This is a genomic window from Streptomyces lomondensis, assembly GCF_014651035.1.
Lineage (GTDB): Bacteria > Actinomycetota > Actinomycetes > Streptomycetales > Streptomycetaceae > Streptomyces > Streptomyces lomondensis.
In genome coordinates this window covers 12,444-36,357 of record NZ_BMWC01000012.1, presented here as the reverse complement: position 1 = coordinate 36,357, position 23,914 = coordinate 12,444, and the positions used below count along the sequence as shown (strand labels likewise).

Here is a 23,914-nt window from a genome sequence, read left to right as displayed (position 1 = left end):
GGGAGGGGCCCGTTTGCGTCACCAGGTGAAGCCCGGGTTCACGTGCATGCAGGCCTTGTCGTCCGCGCCGTTGAGCGCCTCGGCCGACTTCGGGGTCTCGTCGTTCCGCTGCGGCGCCTTGTAGTCCGTGCCGGTACGCCAGTCCGCGCCGACGACGAGGGTGACGCCGGAGACGTCGGTCGACCGCTGCACCGAACTCAGCGGGATTCTCAGGGCCTCGGCGACGCGCTGGGCGTCGCCCTCCAGGTCGGCGCTCGGGTAGCGGACGAGGGTCCGGTCCTCGCTCCACGAGCCGTCGGTGTCGGCGACGGCCTGCGTGAAACCCTCCTCCTTCAGCAGCCCGGCCACCGTGCTCGCGCGCCCGCCCGCCGGGGCCAGGGTGTCGGTGCGGGTGCCGTTGCGGACCTGGACGGCGATCTCGTCGTCGGCCGCGGCCGGGTCGGCGGAGGCCTTCTCCCCGGTCTTCTTCTTCGTCCGGTCCTTGCCGTCCAGCGCGATGTCCTCCCGCACCAGCCGGAACAGCTGCTCGGCGTCCTCCGTGGGCTCCACGCGGGCGCCCACGTACCGGTTGGGCATCGTGGTCATGGTGATGCGCTCCGGCTCCACCTTGCGCAGCTCGTCGCTGAGGTCGTAGAGCTTCTTGACGGTGTCCAGGCCCGGGTCGACGGTCAATGCCCGGGTGGCCTCCTCGGCGAGTCTGCGCAGCTGGTTCGGGCTGCTCAGGGTGGCGTTGTCGCGCAGCTGGCGGACCATCGCGTTCATGTACATGTGCTGGGCCTTGGCGCGGGCGAGGTCGCTGCCGTCCTCGAAGCCGTAGCGCGTGCGCAGCCACTGGAGGGCCTGTTCGCCCTGGATGTACGAGGTGCCCTTCTCCAGTTTCAGGCCCGAGCCCTTGCCGTCGGAGGTGCGGGAGTGGATGTTGGCGTCGACGCACACGGGGACGCCGCCGACGGCGTCGGCCATGGACACGACTCCGGCGAAGTCGACCATGACGAAGTGGTCGATGTGGATGCCGGTGAGCTCCTGCCAGGTGGCCACGGTGCAGCCGGGACCGCCGTGTCCGAGGCTCTGGTTGGTCATCGTCCGGCCCTGGGTCGCCGGGTACACCTTGCCGTCGTCCGGGTCGGTGCACTTGGGGATCTTCACCAGGGTGTCGCGGGGCATGCTGATGACGGACATGTTGGTGCGGTCGGCGGACAGGTGCAGCAGCATCTGCACGTCCGCGAGGGGTGGGCCGCCGAAGGTCTCGCGGGCGCCGCCGAGTTTCTGGTTCTCCTCGGTGTCGCGGGCGTCGGAGCCGATGAGCAGGATGTTCAGCGGTGTCTGGCCGGCGGCGTTCGGCGTCGGGGCGGCGACCTTGTTGTCGCCGAGGTTCAGGGCGTCCTTCTTGATGTTGCCGTTCAGGTGCCGGTAGTAGAGGTAGCCCGTCCCGGCGGTGCCGAGTATCAGGACGGCGAGCACGACGGCGGACCACTTCAACGCCCGCCGCCTGCGCCGGGGCCGGCTCCCACACCGCCGACCGCCTCCGTCGCCCGCACCACCGGCCACACCGCCGCCGCCCGACGGCTTCGCGTTCCCTGCGGGTGTGTCGTCGCCGGGTGACTTCGCGTTCTCCGCCGGTGTGCCGTCGCCGCCCGACGACTTCTCGTTCCCCGCCGGTGTGCCGTCGCCGTCTGACGCCTGCGCGTTACCCGCCGCCGATGTGCCCTCGCCGACCGACCGCTCCGCACCCGCCGTCGGCGTGCCCTCGCCGTCAGGCGCCCCCGTGCCCGTCGACGTCTCCTCGCCCGGGACCGGTTCGTGGCGGACGCCCTGTCGCGTTCCGTCCTCCCGCACACCGCTCTGCGTCACTTCCCCGGTCCTCCCCGCCCCCCGGCGCATGCAGCAGGCCCGCCCTGCCTCCTGTTAGACGCACGACGGGCCTGTCAGTTGCCCTCAGCGGGTCAACTCGCGCACTTGACCTTGTCGGCCGTGGACTTCTCCACGTCCGGCGCGGCGACCGGGGCGTTGAGCTTCACGCCGGCGCCCTTGAAGTCCCTGCCGAGGGTCAGGGTCATCGTGGGCAGCCCCTGGGCGTTGGTCACGCTCTCGCCGGGCTTCAGCGCGGACCCGGACAGCCCCATGATGTCGGCGAGGCGGCGGGCCTGGTCGGCCTGGCCGGGGGCGTACTCGAGGGTCGTCCTCGCCAGCGCGGCGGGCGCGTTGCCGCCGTTCTCGGACTTGGTCACGCCCTCCTCGACCTGGAGGTACTGGAGGGTCTTCTGCGCGCTGCCGGCGACGGCACCGCCGTTGAGGATCCGCACCCGCACCTCGGAGGCCGGGGCCTTGGTGCCCTTGAGCCGGGCGGCCTCGGCGTCCTTCTCCTTCTGCTGCTGCTTCTTGACCTCGGTGAACGAGACGTCGTTCTTGATCATGTCGAACACCTGGGGAGCCTTCGCCTCGTTGAGGACGACCGTCGCCTTCACCGTCTCCGCGGGGTTGTCCTTCACCGGGACCGTCGTGAACGTGATGTTCTTCGTCGGCACCTTCTTCAGCTCCAGCGCGATGTCCTTGAGCGTGCCGACGCTGCCGATGGCCTGGTCCACCGTCAGGGCCTTCGTGGCGGCCTCGGCCAGCTTCAGCAGCTTGGAGGGGCTGGTGAGGGTGTCGCTGGAGGACATTTTGCGCATCAGCGAGCCCAGGAACTGCTGTTGCACCTTGATCCGGTCGAGGTCGCCGCTGTTGCCGAAGCTCTTGCGGGTGCGGACGAACGCGAGGGCCTGCTCGCCCTCGACCGTCGACTCGCCCGCGGGCAGGACGAGTTTGGACTCCTTGTCGTTGACCGGCTTCTCCACACAGACGTCGACCCCGTCCACCGCCGTGGTCAGGGTCTTCACCGCGTTGAAGTCGGCCATCATGAAGTGGTCGACGTCGATGCCGGTGTTCTCCTTCACCGTGCGCATCGTGCAGCCCGGGTCCCGGCCGCCCTCGCCCAGGCTCCGGTTGAAGCGGACGCCCCGCAGCCCCGGGACGACCTTCTCCGAGCCGTCCTCCAGCTTCGTCGGGCAGTCGGGGATGTTCACGATCAGGTCGCGGGGGATGCTGAGCGCGGTCGCGTTGGAGCGGTCCTCGGCGACGTGCAGCAGGATCGTGGTGTCGGCGTGCCCGGTGCTGCCCTTGTCGCCGTAGCCCTCGTTGCCCTCACCGGTGCGCTTGTCCGTGCCGATGATGAGGATGCTGAAGGCCTCGTCCTTGCTGAAGTTGCCGGCACCCGCGCTGCCGACGTCGGTGGTCGTGACGTTGCCCTCCAGGTGCTGGAGGTAGAAGTAGCCGGCCGCGCCGACCCCGACCAGCACGAACGCCATCGTGCCGCCGGTCCACACCAGGACTTTCTTCGCCTTCTTCGGCTTCTGCTGCACCGGACGGCGCCCACCGCGCCGTCCCGGCGGCGGCTCCTCGGGAGCGCCGCGCCGCCTGCGCTGCGGCGGAACGTCGGTGCGGGTCGCGCCCCCACGGGGAGCCGCCGTACGCGAAGTCGCCGTACGCGGAGTCGCCGTGCGGGGAGTCGCCGCGCGAGGAGCCGTCCGGCCGCCCGCCGTTCCGCGTGCCCCGGGGCCCGGCGACTGCGGTGCGGAAGGGGCCAGTCGCAGTTCGTATTCGCCGGTGTTCGGATTGAGTACCCACTGGTCTGCGGGGTCGATCTGTTCCCCCCGGCCACGGCGTTGCGCGTCCACGGTTGTCCGATTCCTCCGTCGGGGCACGCGGCGCCCTCTTCCCCCGGAGGGCGCACGGGTACTTGGTCATCACAGAAGCACTGGATCGCTCACACTATCCGCCCAGTTGAACGCCGGTGTGCGCTGAATGACAAATTCAACGTCCCTACATGTGGGCAATCCATCCCAATCCAGCGGACGAAAGTTCGACGGCCTCGTGTGCGATTGCGTCCCGGCCGCTACCAGCGGTACGGCCCGTACACGTCCATGCACGGACCGGCGTCGGAACCGTTGAGCGCGTCCGCATCGCCGGGCAGGGCACCGGAGTTGGGCGCGGGCTGCTTCGGATACGCCGTCCCCGTACGCCAGTCGGCACCCACGTCGACCGTGACGCCGGAGACGTCCGTCGACCGCTGCACCGAACTCCCGGGAATCCCCAGCGACTTGGCGACCCGCCGGGCATCGCCCTCCAGCTCGGCGCTCGGGTAGCGCACGACGGTCCGCTCCTCGGACAGCGCGCCCGAGGTGTCCGCGGCGGCCTTCGTGAAGCCCTTCCCGACGAGCGACTGCGCGACGGCCCCCGCCCGGCCGCCGACCGGTCCGAGGGTGCCGGAGCGTGTGGCGTTCCGCACCAGGACGCCGATCTCGCCGTCTGCCGCGGCCGGGTCCTGGGAGGCATTCCCGGCCTTCGGCTTCGGCTTCGGGCCCGGCTTCCTGCCCCGCCCGTCGAAGGGCACGTCGTCGCGGATCATGGACCACACCCGGTCGGCGTCGGCACCGGCCGGCACCAGGTGGTTGGCGTCCTGCGGGTCCTGGGCCGTGGGCAGCGTCGTCATGGTGATGCGGTCCGTCGGGACCGTCCGCAGCTGCGTCCCCAGGTCGTACAGCTTCTTCACCGTGCCGATCTCCTCGGACACGTGCAGCGACTTCGTGGCCGCCTCCGCCAGGTCCGTCAGCCGGCCGGTGTCCGTGAAGACGTTCTGCGCCTTCAGCGTGCGGATCATCGCGTTCATGTACATGTGCTGCGCCCTGGCCCGCAGCGGGTCGCTGCCCCAGGCATGGCGGGTGCGCAGCCACTGGAGCGCCTGCTCGCCCTGGATCTTCTTCCGGCCGGCCGTCAGCTTCAGGCCGGAGCCACCGGGCACCCCGGGCAGCGACCGGTCCCACACGTTCTGCCGTACGCAGACCTCGACCCCGCCGACGGCGTCCGCCATCCGCACCACGCCCGCGAAGTCGATCGTCATCCAGTGGTCGATGTATGCCCCGGTGAGGTTCTCCCAGGTCGCCAGCGTGCAGCCCGCCCCGCCACGGGCCAGCGAGGTGTTGATGATCGCGTTGACCGGCGGGTACGTCTTCCCGGTCGCCGGGTCGGTGCACTCGGGTATGTCGACCCGGGTGTCGCGCGGCACGGTCACCACCGAGGCGCTCCTGCGGTCCGCGGCCAGGTGGATGAGCATCTGCACGTCGCCCAGCGGCGGATTGCCCCGGCTGTCCCGGCCGCCGCCCAGCTTCACGTTCTCGTCCGAGGCGCGGCTGTCGGAGCCGATCAGCAGGATGTTCAGAGGCGTCTGCCCGGCCGCGTTCGGCTCCGCCTTCGTCGCCCGGGAGTCGCCGCTGCTGCGCCGGCCCTTGTTGATGTTGCCGTTCAGGTGCTCGTAGTAGAGGTAGCCGGCACCCGCGGTCACGAGGACCAGCAGGGAGAGGGCCGTCGCCGACCAGCGCAGGACACGGCGCCCGCGACCGGGCCGGCCTCCGGAGCCGCCCGGGCCGCCGGACCCGCCCGTACCGCCGGACCCGCCCGGACCATCGCCGTCCGGGCCGGGCGCCCGGTCGTGGCGGCCCGGGTCCTGGACCGGCACGCGCGGCCGGGCACCCGGCTTGGTGCCCTCGCCGTACACACCGCTGCTCCGCGCCATCTCTCCCGCTCCCCACCCCGCGCGCGTCCCGCACGTCGTCGGACATGGCCTGCCGTACGCCCTGTGAGACGTACGGCAGGTCCGTCAGGTCACTGGGCGCACTCGACCTTGTCCGCCGTGGACTTCTGGACACCCTCCGGCGCCTTCGACGGAGCGGTGAGGGAGACGCCCGCGCCCTTGAAGTCCTTGCCGAGGGTCAGGGTCATCGTGGGCAGCCCCTGGGCGTTGGTCACGCTCTCGCCGGGCTTCATCGCGGACCCGGACAGCCCCATGAGGTCGGCGAGGCGGCGGGCCTGGTCGGCCTGGTCGGGGGCGTACTCAAGGGTCGTCTTGGCCAGCTCGGCGGGGGCGTTGCCGCCGTTCTCCGACTTGGTCACGCCCTCCTCGTTCTGGAGCCAGCTGAGCGTCTCCTGCGCGCTGCCGGCGACGGCACCGCCGTTGAGGATCCGCACCCGCACCTCGGAGGCCGGGGCCTTGGTGCCCTTCAGCCGGGCGGCGACCGCGGCCGCCTCCTTCTTCTTCTGCTCCTTCACCGCGGTGAACGAGACGTCGTTCCTGATCATGTCGAAGACCTGCGGGGCCGTCGACTCGTTGAGGACGACCGTGGCCTTCACCTTCTCCGCCGGGTTGTCGATCACCGGCACGGTGGTGAAGGTCAGGTTCTTGGTGTTGAGCTTGCCCAGCTCCAGACCGAGGTCCTTCAGCTTGCTGATGCTGTCCAGCTGCGAGTCGACGGTCAGCGCCTTGGTGCCCGCCTCGGCCAGCTTCAGCATCTTGGAGGGGCTGGTCAGCGTGTCGTTGGACTTCAGCTTGCGCATCAGCGCGCTCAGGAACTGCTGCTGCAGCCCGATCCGGCTCAGGTCCCCGCCGAAGCCCACGGCGTGCCGGGTGCGCACGAACGCCAGCGCCTGCTCGCCCGCGATGGTGTGCGTGCCCTTGGACAGCTTCAGCTTGGAGTCCGGGTCGTCGATGTCCTTGCCCAGACAGACCTCGACCCCGCCGACCGCGCTGGTCAGCGTCTTGACCGCGTTGAAGTCGGCGACCATGAAGTTGTCCGGCTTGACCCCGGTCAGCTCGGTCACGGTCCGCATCGTGCAGCTGGGCGTACGGCCGTCCTGGCCGAGGCTGGTGTTGAAGCGGACGTCCTGCGTGCCGGGGATGATCTTCTGGGACCCGTCCTCCTGCGTGGTCGGGCAGTCCGGCACGTCGACGATCAGGTCACGCGGGATGCTCAGCGCGGTCGCGTTCGAACGGTCCTTGGAGACGTGCAGCAGGATCGTGGTGTCGGCGTGTCCGACACTGCCCGTGTCGCCGTAGCTCTCGTTGCCCGCCCCGGTGCGCTTGTCGGTGCCGATCAGCAGGATGTTGATCGCCTTGTCCTTCTGGAAGCCACCGGTGCTCGCGCCGTCGTCGGAGACGGACGCGATGTTGTTGTTCAGGTGCTCGATGTAGAAGTACGCGGCGCCCGCACCGGCGACCAGCACGAACGCCATCGCGCCGCCGGTCCACAGCAGCGCCTTCCGCCCCTTCGAGGCCCTCGCGGCCTTCTTGGCCGGTCGCCGCCCGCGCCGCCCCGCCTGCGGCTCCTCCGGCGCCCCGCGGCGCCTGCGCGGCGGCGGCACCGCACGGCCGGGCGTCTCGGGCCGGGAGCGGCCGGGCGCCCGCGTACGGGCGCGGGCCGGCGGGTCCCCGTCCGCGGCGGGAGGCCTGCGCGGCCCGGGAACGCCCGACTGCGGTGGGGAAGGGGGCAGTCGCAGTTCGTATTCGCCGGTGTTCGGGTTGAGCACCCACTGGTCTGCGGGATCGACGTCGTCCGCCCGCCCACGGCCTTGCGCGTCCACGGTTGCCTGTTTCCTCCGTCGGGGCACGCGGCGCCTTCCCCTCCAAGGCGCTCGGGTCTCTGTCACACAGTGCGCGACCTCAGGACCGTCCTCAGGGCCGGGCGCACCGGATCGCTCACACTAACCGCCCAGTTCAGTGCCGAGCGACGACGGTGACAAATTCCACGTCCCTACACCTGGGCAATTCGCCCATTTCCCAGATGAAGAGTTCGTTGCCTTGGAGTTACCTTGGCGTCCGCTTTACTCACAGGTGTCCTCGGCTGCCGTGTTCCCCCGGAACGTCGGTGGAGGAGAAACGGTGACGACGGGCTCTTCGAACAGTCCCGGATGCGAATCCCCGTACGACCCGTCACGCGAATCGGCAGGCCTCAACGGAGCGGAACCACGCGGTACGTTTCCTGTCACGACCACCGGTGTGTCCGTGCGCAGCCGTTCGAACAACTGCTCCGCCTCGGGCTCCACGAGTTGGTCGCGATTGGCGTCGTATGCGTACGACTCCCGGGGGACGGTCAGGAATTGCACTTGTTCCATGGGGATGTCACGCAGCCCGCGCACGAGTTCGTACAAACCGCGCAGGCTCGCCAGATCCGGGTCGGTTGTGAGAGAGGACGTGGCGGCGTCCAGCACCGGATACAGCTTCGCCGGATTCAGCAGGACGTCATTGCTGCGCACCTTGTTGACGAGCGCTCCGAGGAATCGTTGCTGCCGTTCCATCCGCTCCGTGTCGCTGCCGTCGCCCAGGGACTTGCGGGCGCGGACGTAGCCGAGGGCCTGCTCGCCGTCGAGCTTCACCCGCCCGGCGGGCAGTTTCAGCTTGGCGGCCCGGTCGTCGATCGGCTCCCGCAGGCACACCTCGACGCCGTCGACCGCGTCGACCATCTCCTTGAAGCCGTGGAAGTCCACGACGACGTGGTGGTCGACGCGGATGTCGGTGAGCTTCTCCACGGTCCGGATGGTGCAGGCCGACCCGCCCACCTGGAACGCCTGGTTGAACGGGGCGAACCTCGGCGCGCTGCGGGAGCCGTCCGGGCGCCGGCAGCCCGGCAGGTCCAGCATCAGGTCCCGGGGCAGGGAGACGGCCGTGGCGCTGTCCCGGCCCGCGGACAGGTGCAGCAGGATCGTGGTGTCCGACCGCTCGGTCCCGGAGTCCCGGCCGTAGCGGGCGTTGTCGTCGCCCTCACGCGAGTCCGAGCCGATCAGCAGGATGTTCCGCGCGTCCTTGACCAGCGAGGTGGGCCGCTCCTTCTCGTAGCGCGCGAGCTCGGCGGCGGCCGCCTCGTCGGGCGTGATGTTCCCGCTGAGCTTGGCGTAGACGGCCCATCCGGCTCCCGCGGCCGCCACGAGGAAGCCGGCGGCCCCGAACGCCGAGCACCGCACCCACCGCCGCCGACGCCGCAGCACCAGCCCCCGCCCACTGGCCGAGGCCCCCGACCCAACCCTGCCACCCACGACAGCAACCACCCCTCCTGACGTAGGAAAGCCCCGCACGCACTGCTCCTACGACCATGGCGTGGATGGGGGGCGGGGGGTGGGTGGGGGTGGGCTGAATGGGGGGTAGCTGCCCGAGCTGCGGGCAAACGCCCTACCGGGCAATAGCAGTAACCCGCTCGCTCTCCACCCGCTGGTCCAGCACCCCGTCCGCGGCCCGCTCAAGGTTCCGGCACAGCACCACAGAACCCCCGGTGGCCAACGGCCCGTACAACCCCGCGTTCAACCCCTCCCACGTGTCGTACGGCAACCCCGACAGGATCCGCGACCCGGGCCCGGTCAGCCCCAGCCCCGTCGCCTCGGCCCGCGCCCGCTCGACCACCTCGGCCCCGCTGAACTCCCGCCCCGCCACGATCAGCGCGGGCGCCTCCGGATCCACCGGCGCGTACGGCACGAACCGGTCCCCCTGCCCGGGCACCTCCACCGCGTAGTCGACGAACCCCTCGGGCGGCTGCGGGAACCGCCCCCCGAGCGGCCGCAGCGCCAACGCGACCCGCGCCCCGGAACACGCCCGAGCCGCCTCCAGCCCGTCCGGCCCGCTCACCACGACATCGGCGGCCCGCGCATCCCCCGCCACGTCCGCGACGACCCCCACCGACGCACACGCCAGCAGCCACACCGCCGTCTGCCAGTGCGCGGGCAGCAGCAGGGCCACCCGGTCGCCGGGCTCGACGGACAACTCGTCCTGGAGCAGGTTCGCGGTCTTGGCCACCCAATTGGCGAAGGTGGCCACGGACAGTTCGACCCGTTCGCCCGTGGCGTCGTCGTAGAAGGTCACCAGGGGACGTCCCGGATCCGCGGCCAGCGCGGAACCCAGCAGGTCGGCAGGGGTGCGATCGGTGGCGTTCACCCGCGCAAGCGTACGCGGCACACCGGCCTCCGCCCAACGGCCCGGCCACCGCACCACCACCCCTCCACCACCGGTTCGGCCGAACCCCGACCGACAGTCCGTCAACTCCCAAATGGACAGGCTTATAGGGTTATGTCCAAGATCAGGGGCATGCGTGGATTCCTTGCTTCCTCGATCGGTGTCACCTGCGCGGCCGCTCTGGCCCTCCCTCTCACCCCGCCCGCCCTCGCGGCGCCGGCGAAACCGGTGCCGACCACGGAAGCCGCCACGGCAGCGAGACCCGCGCCCCATGCGGGGACACCGACCACGACCGTGACCGACCAGCGCGCGACCGAGCCGTACGCACCCGGCAGCACCCAGTCCCTCCCCCTCCAACCCCTCACCCGCGACCGCGCCACCCCCACCGGCCCCGCCGAACAGGGCCTGCCCCGCCGGGCCGTACGCCACTTCTCCCTCGTCGGCGTCGTCTGGGACGACCCCGGAGCCGAACTGCACGGCCGCGTCCAGGTCCGCACCCGCGCCGCCGGCAGCGGCGCCTGGTCGGGCTGGCAGGACGTCGAGACGCACCACGCCGACCACGCGGCCGACCCGGACACCCCCGAGAGCACCTCGGGCCGCGTCCGCGGCGCCACGGCACCGCTGTGGGTGGGCGACTCCGACGGCGTGGAACTCCGGGTCCGCGCAGAGCCCCGCAGCGCGGAGGCCGACCCCGGGCAGCACCGCGCGGACACCCGCGACCTGTCCGCCGCGCCGCCGCTCCCCTCCGGCCTCCGCCTCGAACTCGTCGACCCCGGCGAGGGCGACGCGCCTCCCGGCACCGCCGCGGACGGCCCCCGCACCGGCGGCCTGACCACCGAGACCACCGCCGCCGCCGAGGCCTCCGCCGTCAACGCGAACCTCGCACCGCTGGGCGCCACCGAGATCGCGGCACTGAACCGCGCGGAGACCGAGCGGGAGTTCTTCGCCCTGAACGGCGGCGAACTGGCGGGGCAGCAGCCGGGGCAGCAGCAGGCGGGGCCGTACATCGGCCCGCGTCCGCGCATCACCACGCGTCGCGGCTGGGGTGCGGACGAGGGGCTGCGCGAGCGCGGCTTCCGGTACACGAAGAAGGTCCGGGCGGCTTTCGTGCACCACACGGCCAGCGGCAACAACTACCGCTGTTCGCAGGTCCCGTCACTCATCCGCAGTATCTACCGCTACCACGTCGAGAGCATGGGCTGGCGGGACATCGGCTACAACTTCCTCATCGACAAGTGCGGAAAGATCTACGAGGGCCGCGCAGGCGGCGTGGCGAGGCCGGTCCTCGGCGCGCACACCCTGGGTTTCAACAACAACAGCATGGGGATCGCCGTCCTCGGGTCGTACGGCGCCACGAAGCCGTCGAAGGCCGCGGTCAGGGCCGTCGCCCGGCTGACCGCGTGGAAGCTGGGGCTGTACCGGATGAATCCGAAGGGAAAAACTTACCTGAAGTCTGCTGGTGGCAATCTCTACCGAAAAGGTAAGAAGGTACGACTGAACGTGATCTCCGGGCACCGGGACGGCTTCAAGACGGAGTGCCCCGGACGCAAGCTCTACGGCAAGCTCGGCTCGGCCCGCTCCAAGGCGGCCCGCTACCAGGGCCGTTGAGTACACGTTCACTGCCGTCGGGGGGCATGCGGGGGTATGGGGGCGGAATGCCGCACGGCCAGCGAAGGCGCCACGGAACGGTCTGCATACACTGACCGGCCGAAAGACAGTTCGGCCGGTCCCGGCAGGAAGCAGAGACGACACGTGACAGAAGCGATCCTCCTGGTCGGCGGCAAGGGCACCCGGCTGCGCCCGCTCACGGTGCACACGCCCAAGCCCATGGTTCCGGCGGCCGGGGTGCCCTTCCTCACGCACCAGCTGGCGAGAGCGAGAGCGGCGGGTGTCGAGCACATCGTCCTGGCCACGTCCTATCTGGCCGAGGTCTTCGAGCCGTACTTCGGGGACGGGTCCGCGCTGGGCCTCCACCTGGAGTACGTGACGGAGGAGGAGCCGCTCGGCACCGGCGGCGCCATCCGCAACGTGGCCTCCCGGCTGCACTCGGGTCCCGACGACCCCGTCCTGATCTTCAACGGCGACATCCTGACGGGCCTCGACATCCGGGCCCTGGTCGACACCCACGAGACGACCGGGGCGGACGTCTCCCTGCACCTCACGAAGGTCACGGACCCGCGGGCCTACGGCCTGGTCCCCACGGACGACACCGGCAGGGTCCTGGCGTTCCTGGAGAAGCCGCAGGCGCCCGAGGAGATCGTCACCGACCAGATCAACGCGGGGGCGTACGTCTTCCGCCGCTCGGTGATCGACACGATCCCGCTGGGCAGGCCGGTGTCGGTGGAACGGGAGACGTTCCCCGACCTCCTCTCGGCCGGGGCACACCTCCAGGGCATGGTCGACTCGACGTACTGGCTGGACCTCGGCACACCGGCGGCCTTCGTCCGCGGCTCGGCGGACCTGGTGCTGGGCCGGGCCCCCTCTCCGGCTGTCCCCGGCCGCTGCGGCGACCGCCTGGTCCTGCCGACGGCGACGGTCGCGGCCGACGCGAAGCTGTCGGGCGGCACGGTGGTGGGGGAGGGCGCGTTCGTCGCCGAGGGCGCCCGGGTCTTCGGCAGCACGATCCTGCCGGGCGCGGTGATCGAACCCGGCGCGGTCATCACCGACTCCCTCATCGGCACCCGGGCCCGCGTCGGCGAACGCTCGGTCCTCACCGGCACGGTCATCGGCGACGGCGCGATCATCGGCCCCGACAACGAACTCCGCGACGGCGCCCGCATATGGTGCGACGCCCGCATACCAGCGGGCGCGGTCCGCTTCTCGTCGGACCAGTAGCACTTGCAGGGAGGGCTGGGGCGGGCGCGAATCCGCTTGGCTGCGGCCAATCGTGCCGCCGGGACGGAGCCCACCCTAGGGCTGCCGCACGCCGCAGTGCCGGGCTGCGGTCCGCTGCTCGCGCTTAGCTGCGGGCAGCCGTGCCGCTGCGGCGGAGCCCGCCCCAGAGCTGCCGCACGCCACAGTGCCGGGCTGCGGGTCGCTGCTCCTGCTCAGCTGCGGGCAATCGTGCCGCTAAGGGCGGCACGGGTGGGCGCAGCGGCACCCCGCTCCGCCGGGTTGCGCAACGTCCCGCCCCCAGCACCGACGCCGAGCACCAAGAAGCGGGCAGCACATCACAACTGCCCGATATCCCCCCGCGGCATCCGCGGAGCCCTCCGCGCCGGCACCCTCCCGCTCAGCAGAATCAACCGAGCCGCCCGATGCCGCTGCCCCGCATACGGCTCCAACAGCTCCAGCATCACGGAGTCATCCGCATCCCGATCCCCGGCGAGCGCCCACCCCACGATCCCGGGCAGATGCAGATCCCCCACCGTCACCTCATCCGCCGCCCCATGACTGCGCTGCACCGTCTCCGCCGACGTCCACGGCCCGACCCCTGGCACCACCTCCAGCCGCGCCCGAGCCGCCCCGGGCTCCATCCCCACGGCCTCCTCCAGCCGCGCAGCGACCCGCACGGCACGCAGGATCGTCGATGCCCGCTTGTTGTCGACCCCGGCCCGATGCCACTCCCACGACGGAATCAACGCCCACGTCCGAGGCGCCGGCATCACACACATCCGCCCGGGCACGGGCCCCGGCGCCGGCTCCCCGAACTTCCGTACCAGCAACCGCCACGCCCGATACGCCTCATCGGTCGTGACCTTCTGCTCCAGAATCGACGGAATCAGCGACTCCAGCACCAGCCCGCTCCGCGTCAGCCGCACCCCGGGCCGCCGATGCCGGGTCATCGCCAGCAGCCGGTGCCGCGGCACGAACGCCGACGGATCATCCGCGGCCCCGAGCAGCTCCGGCAGCCGCTCCAGCAGCCACTCGGCCCCGGGCCCCCAGGCCTCCCCGCGCACCCCACCGCCGTACGCGCACACCCGGAGCGTCCCGGGCCCGGCAGGCGTGCGACTGGCCCGCCACACGGATCCGTCCGGCATCGCCCGGAACGTCGGATCGCCCGGCCCGCGCCGCAACGGCCCGAGCACCAGCCCGAGATCCAGCGGCCCCTCCGGCACCCAGTCCCGCACCCGCCCCGGCCCCGCCGCCTGCCGCGGCACGCCCCCGCCCACGGCGACCTGCCCACCGCGCACGGTCGTACGGGTGGGCCGGGGAGCGAAGCGTCCTGCCATGAGTGAAGTCCCTGGATGAGGTTGCCGCGGTCGGAACAGAGGGGCCCTACGAGGGTAGGCCCCGGCCGGTGCCCGTCACCGCACCTCGATGAACGCCCCCGCGTCCCGCTCCGCCCGCGCCCGCGGTTCCTCCGCCGGATGCCCGACCGCCACCGCCCCCATCGGGTCCCAGTCCGCGGGCAGCCCCAGCACCTCGCGCACCACGTCCCGGCAGAACATCGTCGACGACACCCACGCCGATCCCAGCCGCTCCCCGGCCAGCGCGACCAGGAAGTTCTGCACGCCGGCGCCAGCGGCGACCACGAACATCTCCCGCTCGGCGCCGTCCCGCCGCGGGTCCCCGTACGTGTGCGAGCCGTCCATGACCAGGCAGGGGACGACGAGATACGGCGCGTTCCGCAGGACGTCCCCGCGCCGCACCCGCTTGGCGATGGACTCCTCCGTCCTGCCGTCCCGCCGCAGGTCGGCGATCCACGCCTCCCGCATGGCGTCGAGCAGCCGCGTCCGTGACTCCCGCGACTCCAGCAGCACGAATCGCCACGGCGTCGTGTGGTGCGGCGCCGGCGCCGTCACGGCCGCGGCCACGGCCCGCCGCACGGCACCGGCGTCGACGGGCTCGTCCGTGAAGGCCCGGACCGTGCGCCGCTGGGTCACGGCCAGCCGTATCGCCTCCGAGGTGCCGAGGCGGAACATGTCGTCGCGCGCGCCCCGCACCATGGCCCGTGCTCCCTCTCCGTCCTCCTCCGCCACCACGTGCGGCAGCCCGCGCAGCACGGCGACGGGCAGCCCGGCGGCCTTGCCCTTGACCAGGTCGCCGGCGGCGGCGAGTTCGTCGGCCGTGGCGACGACGGTGGCGCTGAGCGGATTGCCGTACGCGTCCGTGCCCCCGCGCAGATCGTCGAGTACGCGCACTCCGGCGGCGCCGATCGCCACGTCCGTGAGCCCCGCGCGCCAGGGCCGCCCGAACGTGTCGGTGACGACGACACCGACGTCGACGCCGAGGGCGTCCCGCAGCCCGTCGCGGATCGCGCGGGCGGAGGCGTCCGGATCCTCGGGCAGCAACAGCACCGTCCCGGACGGGGTGTTGGACGCGTCGACCCCGGCCGCGGCCATGACGAGGCCCTGCCGGTTCTCGACGATCCGGAGGCTGCCGCGCCGGGCGACCACCCGGACCGTCTCCGCGTCGATCGCGGCCTCGCGGTCCGCCGCCTGGACGATCCGGCCCTCCGCCTTGGACACGATCTTCGACGTGACGAGCAGTACGTCCCCGTCGGCCAGGCCGGGCTCGGCGGCGGCTATCAGCTTGGCCAGGTCGTCCCCGGCCGCGACCTCGGGCAGCCCGGTCAGGGCCCACACTCGGTACCCGCCGGCCCTCTGCTCCTCGCCGGTCACGCCTCCCGCACCTCCTCCGCCAGCGCCAGCGCCTGCTGGGCCATCCGCGCGGTCGCGTCGGCGTCGGTCATCATCAGCGGCACGGCCCGGCAGCGGATCCCGGCGGCCTCGACCTGCTCCACCGCGCTCGCGTCCACCGTGTCCACGAGCCAGCCGTCCAGCAGGCCCGAGCCGTAGTGCTCGGCCACGGCCGTCGCGGTCGACTCGACCCCAACGGCGGCGAGCACCTTGTCGGCCATGCCCCGCACGGGCGCGTCGCCGACGATGGGGGACAGGCCGATCACCGGCACCCCGGCGTCGGCGATCGCCTCCCGGATGCCGGGCACCGCGAGGATCGTGCCGATGGAGACGACCGGGTTGGACGGCGGGAAGAGGATCACGTCCGCCTCGGCGATGGCGTCCAGGACACCCGGCGCGGGCTTCGCCTGGTCGGCACCCACCGGCACGACCGCCTGCGCCGGCACCGAGGCGCGCAGCCGCACCCAGTACTCCTGGAAGTGGATCGCCTTGCGCTCGCCGTCGATCTCGACGGCCACGTGCGTCTCGACGCGGTCGTCGGACATCGGGATCAGCCGCACGCCCGGCTGCCACCGGTCGCACAGCGCCTGGGTCACCGCGCTCAGCGGGTACCCGGCGCCGATCATCTGCGTCCGCACGATGTGCGTGGCGAAGTCCCGGTCGCCGAGGCCGAACCACTCGGGCCCGACCCCGTAGGCCGCGAGCTCCTCCTTGAGGTGGAAGGTCTCGTCGGCCCGGCCCCAGCCCTGCTCCTCGTTGATGCCGCCGCCGAGCGTGTACATCACCGTGTCGAGGTCCGGGCAGACCTTGAGCCCGAAGAGGTGGATGTCGTCCCCGGTGTTGCCGATGACCGTGATGTCCGCGTCCGGCGCGGCCCGCTTCAGACCGCGCAGGAACCGGGCACCACCGATGCCGCCTGCCAGAACCACAATGCGCATGGAAGCCAGTCTTGCAGGCGCCTACGACAACCGGTCAGCGGCTACGACAACCGGCCAGTGGCTTCGGCAACCGGCCAGTGGCTTCGGCAACCCGTCAGGCGGTCAGGGCGCCCGGCTCGGGAAGGGCCTCGCAGTGCTGGGCCGTGTGCATCGGCATCTCCGTCAGGCCCGGGTAGTACACGTGCAGGCTCACCGCAGGCTCCAGTGCGTCGTTCACCACCTCGTGCACGTACCCAGGCGCGAACACGCGCTGCGCGCCCGCCCGCAACGCGCGCGTGCCCCGCTCCGTGCGCTCGGTCAGCGTGCCGTCCAGCACGGTAAGCACACCGGAGGAGCGGCCGTGGTCGTGCGGCCCGCTGCCCTGCCCGGGCACCCAGGACAGCAGCCACACCTCGTAGCCCGGGCCGGTGCGCAGCCGGTGGTACCAGCGGCTGGTCGCGTCGTACCGGACGAGGTGCTCCCACTGGGAGCGGTCGGCGGCGAGGGAGCGGGCGAGCCCGACGAACTCGGCGACGGTGGCCGGGTGCTCGCGCGGGGTCTGGAGCAGGTGCGGGACTTCGAGGATGTCGCCGGCGATCTGAAGGTCGCTGTCGCTGTTCATGGGTGTGGTGGTTCCTCAGTGAAAGAAGGTCAGAGGGAACGGAGGCCGAGAGACGGGTGACTCGGCCGTCAGCTGGAGCGGGTGGGGCTCAACAGCTGGAACAGCAACAGCTACAGCGAGCGCGGGCAGCACCGTGGGACCCGGCGGTGCGGGTCGAGGTGAGTGCCAAGTTCGCGAGCATGCCCACAAGGACACCGGTTCACACCTCCCCTGTCAACTCGGCACCCGGTATGTGGGACGGGGTTCACCTCATCCGGTTCATCGCTCAGATGAAAGGTTTGTTCATGGCTCCGCCGGGACACATGGCGTCCATCCGGGCGGACAAACCCCGTTGTGTACTCGTGATCCGACTGTGATCCGGTTCGCTTCGAGGTGTGTGCCGGAACGAGATCGAACCTCTGGGCGTCCTTCACCGTAGAGGTCTGCAAGAGGTCCGGCGGAAGACGTGGGCCCTCGCAGGCTCCGTCTGGGTGTCAGGTTTTATGGTGATTTGAACACTTTCCGCATGGGCTTGGTTCCGCAGAGTGAATAAGGGGCTCAATAGCAGATCTCGGCTTGACTCGCCCGGAGCAGCACACTTGTAATTTCACTCGTGTCGTTCAGCCGGAATCGGTAACGGCTAGATCACGGGGACGCGAAAGACAGACGAGGGGCGCACATGACCGAGACGGTGCAGCAGCTGCTGGTCGACGACGCGGACGAGGAACTCGGCTGGCAGGAGCGCGCACTGTGCGCCCAGACCGACCCCGAGTCCTTCTTCCCCGAGAAGGGCGGCTCGACCAGGGAGGCCAAGAAGGTCTGCCTCGCCTGCGAGGTCCGCTCCGAATGCCTCGAGTACGCCCTCGCCAATGACGAGCGTTTCGGCATCTGGGGCGGCCTGTCCGAGCGGGAGCGCCGCCGGCTGAAGAAGGCCGCGGTCTGACCGACATCGCGGATCCGTACATACGCACGGTTCGAACGGCCCGTCGCAGGTGGGTTGTCCACAGGCGGCGGGCCCCCTTGTTGCGCAGCCGATAGTGTGGTCGCTCGTCCGAGACGCCCCGCTGCCCCCACCGGTCGCAGGCGTCCACCGCAGTCCACCGAACCGGGGCCCGTACCTCGATGTCCGTGCACAGCCACACGGCAGCGCATCACGACACAGCTGCCACACCTGAGTTCCCGCGTCATGTGGTGACCGCGGTCCTCGTCTCCCACGACGGCGCCCGCTGGCTGCCCGACGCGCTCGCCGGGCTGCTCGGCCAGGAGCGGCCCGTCCAGTACGCGATGGGCGCCGACACCGGCAGCGCGGACGACTCCGCCCAGCTGGTCACCGACGCCCTCGGCGCCGACCGCGTACTGCACCTCGCCCGCCGCACCGGCTTCGGCCAGGCCGTCGAGGAGTGCGACCGCACCGCCCCGGTCCTCACCCCGGAGGAACTGCCGTACCTGAAGCGGCCCAGCGGCTGGGACCCGGTCACGCGCACGTGGCGCGACGACGCCTACGACCTGCCCGAGCTCCCGCACGGCGAGCCGGTCCAGTGGCTGTGGCTGCTGCACGACGACTGCGCCCCGGAGCCGGACGCCCTGGCCCAGCTGCTGCGGGTCGTGGACAACGAGTACGAACTGGGCCGCGAGGACGTGGCCGTCGTCGGCCCCAAGCTGCGCGGCTGGTACGACCGGCGGCAGCTGCTGGAGGTCGGCGTCAGTATCGCCAACTCCGGCCGCCGCTGGACCGGCCTGGACCGTCGCGAGCAGGACCAGGGCCAGCACGACCACGTCCGGTCCGTGCTGTCGGTGTCCACCGCCGGCATGCTGATCCGCCGTGACGTCTTCGAACAGCTCGGCGGCTTCGACCGGCACCTGCCCCTCATGCGCGACGACGTCGACCTGTGCTGGCGCGCGCACGCGGCCGGCTACCGCGTCCTGGTCGCCCCCGAGGCGGTCGTCCGGCACGCCGAGGCGGCCTCCCGCGAGCGCCGCACGGTCGACTGCGTGGGCCGTACCGCGGCCTCCCCGCACAAGGTCGACAAGGCCGGCGCCGTCTACGCCCTGCTCGTCAACACGCGTACGGCCGTGCTCCCCTGGGTGCTGCTGCGGATCGTGCTCGGCACGCTGCTGCGGACCCTCGCCTACCTCGTCGGCAAGGTCCCCGGCCAGGCCGTCGACGAGATCCGCGGCCTCATGGGCACGCTGCTCAGGCCCGAGCGGATCCTCGCCGGCCGGCGGCGCAGAGGCGCACCCCAGATCGACAAGGGCGAGCTGCGGCAGCTGTTCCCGCCGCCCGGTGCCACAGTCCGCGCCACCGTCGAGCAGGTCGCGAGCAATCTGGTCGGCCGCTCCGACCCGGAGGTCGCCGCCGGGGCGGGACGGCACGGCGGCGCCGTCGAGTCCGGCCCGGGCGGCGATGACGCCGACTTCCTGGAGATCGAGCAGTTCGCCCGGCTCAAGCGCATCGCGCGCAAGCCCGGCCCGGTGCTCTTCCTGGTGCTGCTGCTGGTCTCCCTGGTCGCCTGCCGCCAGCTCCTCGGCGGCGGCGCGCTCGCGGGCGGCGCCCTGCTGCCCGCCCCGGCCGACTCCGCCGACCTGTGGGCGCGCTACCTGGACGCCTGGCACCCGGTCGGCGCCGGCGGCACCTCCGCCGCGCCGCCGTACGTGGCGATCGTGGCGATGCTGGCGTCCCTGCTCTTCGGCTCGACCGGCCTCGCCGTCACGGTGCTGCTCGTCTGCTCGGTGCCGCTGGCCGGCGTCACGGCGTACTTCGCCTCCCGCCCGCTGGTCACCTCCCGGCTGCTGCGCGCGTGGGCGGCCGTCGTCTACGCCTTCCTGCCCGCCGCCACCGGCGCCCTCGCCGGCGGCCGCCTCGGCACCGCCGTCCTGGCCGTGCTGCTGCCGCTCATCGCCCGCGCGGGCATCGCGGCCGGCGGCCTGGCCGGTCCCGCGGGCACGCGCGGCAGTTGGCGCGCCACCTGGGCGTACGCGCTGCTGCTGACCATCACCACCGCGTTCACCCCGATCGTGTGGCCCATCGCGCTGCTCCTCGGCGCCGGGCTGCTGGTCCTGCGCCGGTCCGACATCCCGGCGTACGGGCTGCGGTTCTTGGCCCAGCTCGGCACGCCCCTGCTGCTCCTCGCCCCCTGGTCGCTGACGCTGCTCCCGTTCGGGTTCTTCCGGGAAGCCGGCCTGGAGTACGGCTCCTCGGCCGCCTCCGCCCTCGACCTGCTCGGCGCCAGCCCCGGCGGCCCCGGCACCGTCAGCGGCCTCATGCTCATCGGCATCGTGCTGGCCGCGCTCGCCGCCCTGCTGCGCTCGGAGCGCCAGGGGGGCATCTGGACGGCCTGGGCGGTCGCCCTGGTGGGCTTCGTCTTCGCGGTCCTGTCCAACAGCTCCACCTGGGCCGGACCCGCGACCCTCGTCTACGGCATCGCCCTCCTCGCGGCCGCCGCGCTCGGCGCCGACGGGGCACGCGCGCGTGTGGCCGAGCAGAGCTTCGGGTGGCGCCAGCCGGTCGCCGTGCTGATCGCCTTCGCCTCGGCCGCGGGGCCGCTGCTCGTCGCCGCCGGCTGGATGATCCGCGGCGCCGACGGGCCCCTGGAGCGGCGCGACCCGACCCAGGTGCCTGCGTTCGTCGCCGAGGAGGGCGGCAGCAGCGACCAGGCCCGCACCCTCGTCCTCGACAGCGACTCCGCCGCCCACGTCGGCTATGTGCTGGTCCGCGGCTCCGGTGCCCGCCTCGGCGACGGCGAGATCGCCGCGGAGGACGGTGAGAACAGCAGGCTCGACAAGGTCGTCGCCAACCTCGTCGCCGGCTCCGGCGCCGACCAGGCCGACCAGCTCGGCGGCTTCGCCGTGCGCTACGTCCTCGTCCACAAGGGCGCGCCCCGCGACGTCACCCGGGTCCTGGACGCCACGCCCGGCCTGACCCGGCTCAGCCAGCAGGACGGCAGCGCGCTGTGGCAGATCGACCGGGAGGTCGCGCGCGCCACCATCGTCCCCGCCTCCGGCTCCGGCACCCCGCAGACCGTCGCCGCCGGGCCCGTCGACATCCACACCACGCTCCCGGCCGGCGCCGACGGGCGCGTGCTGCGCCTCGCCGACTCCGCGGCCGACGGCTGGACCGCCACCCTCGACGGCAAGCCGCTCACCCGCACCACGGTCGACGGCTGGGCCCAGGGCTTCGAACTCCCCGCCGGTGGCGGCCGGCTGGACGTCACCTACGAGGACCCGATCACCCACACGGCATGGCTGTGGGCGCAGGGCCTGCTCGCCGTCGTCCTCGTGGTGCTCGCCCTGCCCGGCCGTCGCCGCGACGTCGACGACGACCTGCCCGACGAGCCGGCCGTCCCGGCCCAGCCGGTCGCCGGCGAGGGCCGCCGCGCCCGCCGCCTGCGCGCCCAGGCCGAGGCCGAGGCCGAAGGGCCGGACCGGCCCGAGGAGTTCCCGCCCCCGCAGCCGGAGCAGCCGCCGGCGGCCGTGCCGCAGCAGCAGAACTACGGTCAGTGGGACAACGGCGGTTACCAGGGCGGCGAGTACGCGAACTACGGCGACCAGTACCAGGGCGCCCAGTACCCGGCCGACGCGTACGGGCAGCAGTACCAGGCGGACCCGTACCAGGGCGGCCAGTACGACCCGTACGCGTACGGCGGCCAGGCCCCGGCCCCCTCGTACGACCAGCAGGGCTACGACCAGACCTACACCGAGGGCTACGGCACGCCGTACGACCCGGCGCAGCAGCACCACCCCCACGGCACGGGCAGTGAGCGTCCCGACGGGAGCCAGCAGTGAACCGCACCACCCTGTCCCTGATCGCCGGGGCGACCGCGCTCGCCGCCGTCACCGGCTTCGCCGCGCTGTCCGCCCCGGACGCCCCGGGCACGGCCGCCACCGCCAAGGCGGCCGCCCAACTGCCCGTGGAGCGCACGAGCCTGCTGTGCCCGGCGCCCAGCCTGTCCGACATCGCGGAGACGTCCTACACGTCGTTCACGCCGGTCACCAAGGGCACCGGGAGCGGCGGCAAGGCCGAACTCCAGGCGGCGGCACAGGAGTCGGCGGACGGCTCGGACACGGGCAAGAGCAAGGGCAGGACCGAGAAGCCCGTGCTGACCCCCAAGGAGCCCGGCAAGCCGGTCACCGGCGACAGCTCCGGCGCCGAGGCACCCGCGCTCGTCGGCACCGCGGACGGCAGGTTCGCGCCCGGCTGGACGGTCCAGGAGACCACGGAGGTGGCCGCCGGCACGGGGCGCGGCCTCCAGGGCGTCAACTGCACCGCTCCGGACACGAACTTCTGGTTCCCGGGCGCCAGCACGGCCGCCGACCGCACCGACTACGTCCACCTGACCAACCCCGACGACTCGGCCGCCGTGGTCGACGTCGAGCTCTACGGCAAGGACGGCGCCCTCCAGTCCACGGTGGGGGAGGGCATCACGGTCAAGCCGCACGCCAGCGAGCCGATCCTGCTGTCCACCCTCACCGACGAGCGGCAGACCGACCTCACCGTGCACGTGAACGTGCGCAGCGGACGCGTCGGCGCCGCCGTGCAGGCCTTGGACGACAAGACCGGCGGCGACTGGCTGGCCGCGTCCACGGACCCGTCGGGCAGCCTGGTCCTGCCCGGCATCCCCAAGGACGCCACCTCCGTGCGCCTGGTCGCCTTCACCCCCGGCGACGCCGACGCTGACCTGAAGGTGCGCCTCGCCTCCCCCTCCGGCCTGATCACCCCGGCCGGGCACGAGACGGTGCACGTCAAGGGCGGCATGACGACCGCCGTCGACCTGGGCGACGTCACGCGCGGCGAGGCGGGCTCCCTGGTGCTGACGCCGACGGACCAGTCGGTGCCGGTCGTGGCGGCCCTGAAGGTCGTACGGGGCAAGGGCGACAAGCAGGAGACGGCGTTCATCCCGGCCACCCGCCCCGTCGGCACGCGCGCGACGTCCGCGGACAACAGCGCCAAGGGCAGCACGCTCTCCCTGACCGCCCCCGGCCGCGCGGCCACGGTCAAGGTCACCGCCTCGGCGGGCAGCGAGGGCGGCACACCGGTGTCGAAGACGTACACGATCAAGGCAGGCACCACCCAGGACATCGAGCCCCCGGTCCCCGGCGGCCTGAAGGGCACGTACGCGCTCACGGTCGAGCCGGTCTCCGGCGGCCCGGTCTACGGCGCCCGCACCCTGGCGGCGTCGGAGGGCGGCGTCCCCGCCTTCACCGTGCAGACGCTCCCGGACGACCGGGGGACGGTGGCCGTACCGGAGGCGGACGAGGACCTGTCGGTGCTCCAGAGGTAGGCGGGCAGGCTCAGCCCTGGTCCTCGCCGTACCGCGGATCCACCGTCTCCGGCGTCAGCCCCAGCAGCTCGGCGACCTGCTCGACGACGACCTCGTGCACCAGCGCGGCCCGCTCGTCGCGCCCCTTGGTGCGGATCTCGACCGGCCGCCGGTAGACCACCACGCGCGCGGGGCGCCCCTCGCGCGCGCTGATCGTGCCGCCGAGCGGGACCGCCTCGTCGTGCCAGGCCTGGCCGGGCCCGTCGAGCCGCGGCACCTCCAGGACCAGGAAGTCGATGTCGGCGAGCTGCGGCCACCGCCGCTCCAGGCGTTCCACGGAGTCCTGCACCAGATCCGCGAACGCCTCCGCGCGGCTCGCGGCGAGCGGCACCTGCGGCGGTGCGATCGGGCCGCGCATGCCCCGGCCGTGGCGATCACGGCGGCGGGGCCCGGGGGCGGCGGCACGGGGCGTTACGGGCTTGTCCATCACTGGTGAAGGGTAGTCCCCGCCGCGTCCCTGCGCCCGGCACCGCACGGCGGTACGGACACCTTCCGGCCGACCCGTACGGCATGTCGTTACATGACCATTCCAGCCAAGGTTGGGCTCGAATCCGTATCCCTCCGAGACCGGCGACCTCACGGCAATTGAGGGTTTTGTGATGACTGTTGACCGGTTGCGCGATCGTTCGAGACCCCGGCCGAGGGCGTCCGGGCAGGTCAGCAGGGTGTGCCGGAAGGGGTGTGTGGGGCGT

General features: G+C 72.3%; 16 protein-coding genes. 5 read left to right on the top strand and 11 right to left on the bottom strand.

Going from position 1 to position 23,914, the window contains the following annotated elements:
• Positions 1-18: 18 nt before the first annotated feature.
• The 6 genes from IE255_RS31620 to IE255_RS31595 all read right to left on the bottom strand — a co-directional run bounded on the left by IE255_RS31620 (position 19) and on the right by IE255_RS31595 (position 9,787).
• Positions 19-1,851 (bottom strand): LCP family glycopolymer transferase, encoded by a 1,833-nt coding sequence (locus tag IE255_RS31620; protein WP_372487597.1) that lies wholly within the window; start codon positions 1,849-1,851, stop codon positions 19-21.
• A gap of 92 nt (positions 1,852-1,943) precedes the next feature.
• Positions 1,944-3,713, bottom strand: a complete 1,770-nt coding sequence (locus tag IE255_RS31615; protein ID WP_190053828.1) for an LCP family protein — start codon at positions 3,711-3,713, stop codon at positions 1,944-1,946.
• Positions 3,714-3,931: 218 nt separating this feature from the next.
• On the bottom strand, positions 3,932-5,608 hold the full coding sequence (locus IE255_RS31610; protein WP_190053827.1) for an LCP family protein: 1,677 nt from the start codon (positions 5,606-5,608) through the stop codon (positions 3,932-3,934).
• An 89-nt stretch (positions 5,609-5,697) separates the two neighbouring features.
• Positions 5,698-7,449 (bottom strand): LCP family protein, encoded by a 1,752-nt coding sequence (locus tag IE255_RS31605; RefSeq protein WP_190053826.1) that lies wholly within the window; start codon positions 7,447-7,449, stop codon positions 5,698-5,700.
• Positions 7,450-7,689: 240 nt separating this feature from the next.
• Complete coding sequence (locus IE255_RS31600) at positions 7,690-8,898, bottom strand: LCP family protein (protein ID WP_229906675.1); 1,209 nt, start codon at positions 8,896-8,898, stop codon at positions 7,690-7,692.
• 133 nt (positions 8,899-9,031) lie between these two features.
• Positions 9,032-9,787 (bottom strand): TIGR03089 family protein, encoded by a 756-nt coding sequence (locus tag IE255_RS31595; RefSeq protein ID WP_190053824.1) that lies wholly within the window; start codon positions 9,785-9,787, stop codon positions 9,032-9,034.
• Positions 9,788-9,937: 150 nt separating this feature from the next.
• Between IE255_RS31595 and IE255_RS31590 the strand changes: the two genes are divergently transcribed.
• Complete coding sequence (locus IE255_RS31590; protein WP_190053823.1) at positions 9,938-11,413, top strand: peptidoglycan recognition protein family protein; 1,476 nt, start codon at positions 9,938-9,940, stop codon at positions 11,411-11,413.
• A gap of 144 nt (positions 11,414-11,557) precedes the next feature.
• Positions 11,558-12,640, top strand: a complete 1,083-nt coding sequence (manB, locus tag IE255_RS31585) for a mannose-1-phosphate guanylyltransferase (protein ID WP_190053822.1) — start codon at positions 11,558-11,560, stop codon at positions 12,638-12,640.
• 335 nt (positions 12,641-12,975) lie between these two features.
• Here manB and IE255_RS31580 read toward each other — a convergent pair whose 3' ends face one another.
• The 4 genes from IE255_RS31580 to IE255_RS31565 form a co-directional block, all read right to left on the bottom strand.
• Entirely contained in the window at positions 12,976-13,977 is a 1,002-nt protein-coding gene (locus tag IE255_RS31580; protein ID WP_190053821.1) for a DNA-3-methyladenine glycosylase family protein, read from the bottom strand.
• A 75-nt stretch (positions 13,978-14,052) separates the two neighbouring features.
• On the bottom strand, positions 14,053-15,369 hold the full coding sequence (locus IE255_RS31575) for a coenzyme F420-0:L-glutamate ligase (protein WP_190053820.1): 1,317 nt from the start codon (positions 15,367-15,369) through the stop codon (positions 14,053-14,055).
• Complete coding sequence (cofD, locus tag IE255_RS31570) at positions 15,366-16,325, bottom strand: 2-phospho-L-lactate transferase (RefSeq protein ID WP_190053819.1); 960 nt, start codon at positions 16,323-16,325, stop codon at positions 15,366-15,368. Before cofD ends, IE255_RS31575 begins: the two co-directional genes overlap by 4 nt.
• Before the next feature lie 94 nt (positions 16,326-16,419).
• On the bottom strand, positions 16,420-16,926 hold the full coding sequence (locus IE255_RS31565) for a cysteine dioxygenase (RefSeq protein WP_190053818.1): 507 nt from the start codon (positions 16,924-16,926) through the stop codon (positions 16,420-16,422).
• A gap of 658 nt (positions 16,927-17,584) precedes the next feature.
• On the opposite strand from IE255_RS31565, the gene IE255_RS31560 reads away from it, so the two are divergent.
• The 3 genes from IE255_RS31560 (at position 17,585) to IE255_RS31550 (ending at position 23,183) form a co-directional block, all read left to right on the top strand.
• Positions 17,585-17,848 (top strand): WhiB family transcriptional regulator, encoded by a 264-nt coding sequence (locus tag IE255_RS31560; protein WP_010034659.1) that lies wholly within the window; start codon positions 17,585-17,587, stop codon positions 17,846-17,848.
• Positions 17,849-18,027: 179 nt separating this feature from the next.
• Positions 18,028-21,687: a glycosyltransferase gene (locus IE255_RS31555; RefSeq protein ID WP_190053817.1), complete on the top strand. Its 3,660-nt coding sequence runs from the start codon at positions 18,028-18,030 to the stop codon at positions 21,685-21,687.
• The gene (locus IE255_RS31550) at positions 21,684-23,183 is read left to right on the top strand and encodes a DUF5719 family protein (protein ID WP_190053816.1); all 1,500 of its coding nucleotides are present in this window, start codon (positions 21,684-21,686) and stop codon (positions 23,181-23,183) included. Before IE255_RS31555 ends, IE255_RS31550 begins: the two co-directional genes overlap by 4 nt.
• Positions 23,184-23,193: 10 nt before the next feature.
• Here the strand turns inward: IE255_RS31550 and IE255_RS31545 are convergent, their stop codons facing one another.
• Positions 23,194-23,649: a metallopeptidase family protein gene (locus tag IE255_RS31545; RefSeq protein WP_190053815.1), complete on the bottom strand. Its 456-nt coding sequence runs from the start codon at positions 23,647-23,649 to the stop codon at positions 23,194-23,196.
• Positions 23,650-23,914 lie beyond the last annotated feature (265 nt).

Excerpts from the sequence above, each read along its gene's own strand:
- IE255_RS31545 (WP_190053815.1), bottom strand. The coding sequence starts at position 23,649 with ATGGACAAGCCCGTAACGCCCCGTGCCGCCGCCCCCGGGCCCCGCCGC.
- IE255_RS31565 (WP_190053818.1), bottom strand. The coding sequence starts at position 16,926 with ATGAACAGCGACAGCGACCTTCAGATCGCCGGCGACATCCTCGAAGTC.
- cofD (WP_190053819.1), bottom strand. The coding sequence starts at position 16,325 with ATGCGCATTGTGGTTCTGGCAGGCGGCATCGGTGGTGCCCGGTTCCTG.
- IE255_RS31555 (WP_190053817.1), top strand. The coding sequence starts at position 18,028 with ATGTCCGTGCACAGCCACACGGCAGCGCATCACGACACAGCTGCCACA.
- IE255_RS31560 (WP_010034659.1), top strand. The coding sequence starts at position 17,585 with ATGACCGAGACGGTGCAGCAGCTGCTGGTCGACGACGCGGACGAGGAA.
- IE255_RS31590 (WP_190053823.1), top strand. The coding sequence starts at position 9,938 with ATGCGTGGATTCCTTGCTTCCTCGATCGGTGTCACCTGCGCGGCCGCT.
- IE255_RS31580 (WP_190053821.1), bottom strand. The coding sequence starts at position 13,977 with ATGGCAGGACGCTTCGCTCCCCGGCCCACCCGTACGACCGTGCGCGGT.
- IE255_RS31610 (WP_190053827.1), bottom strand. The coding sequence starts at position 5,608 with ATGGCGCGGAGCAGCGGTGTGTACGGCGAGGGCACCAAGCCGGGTGCC.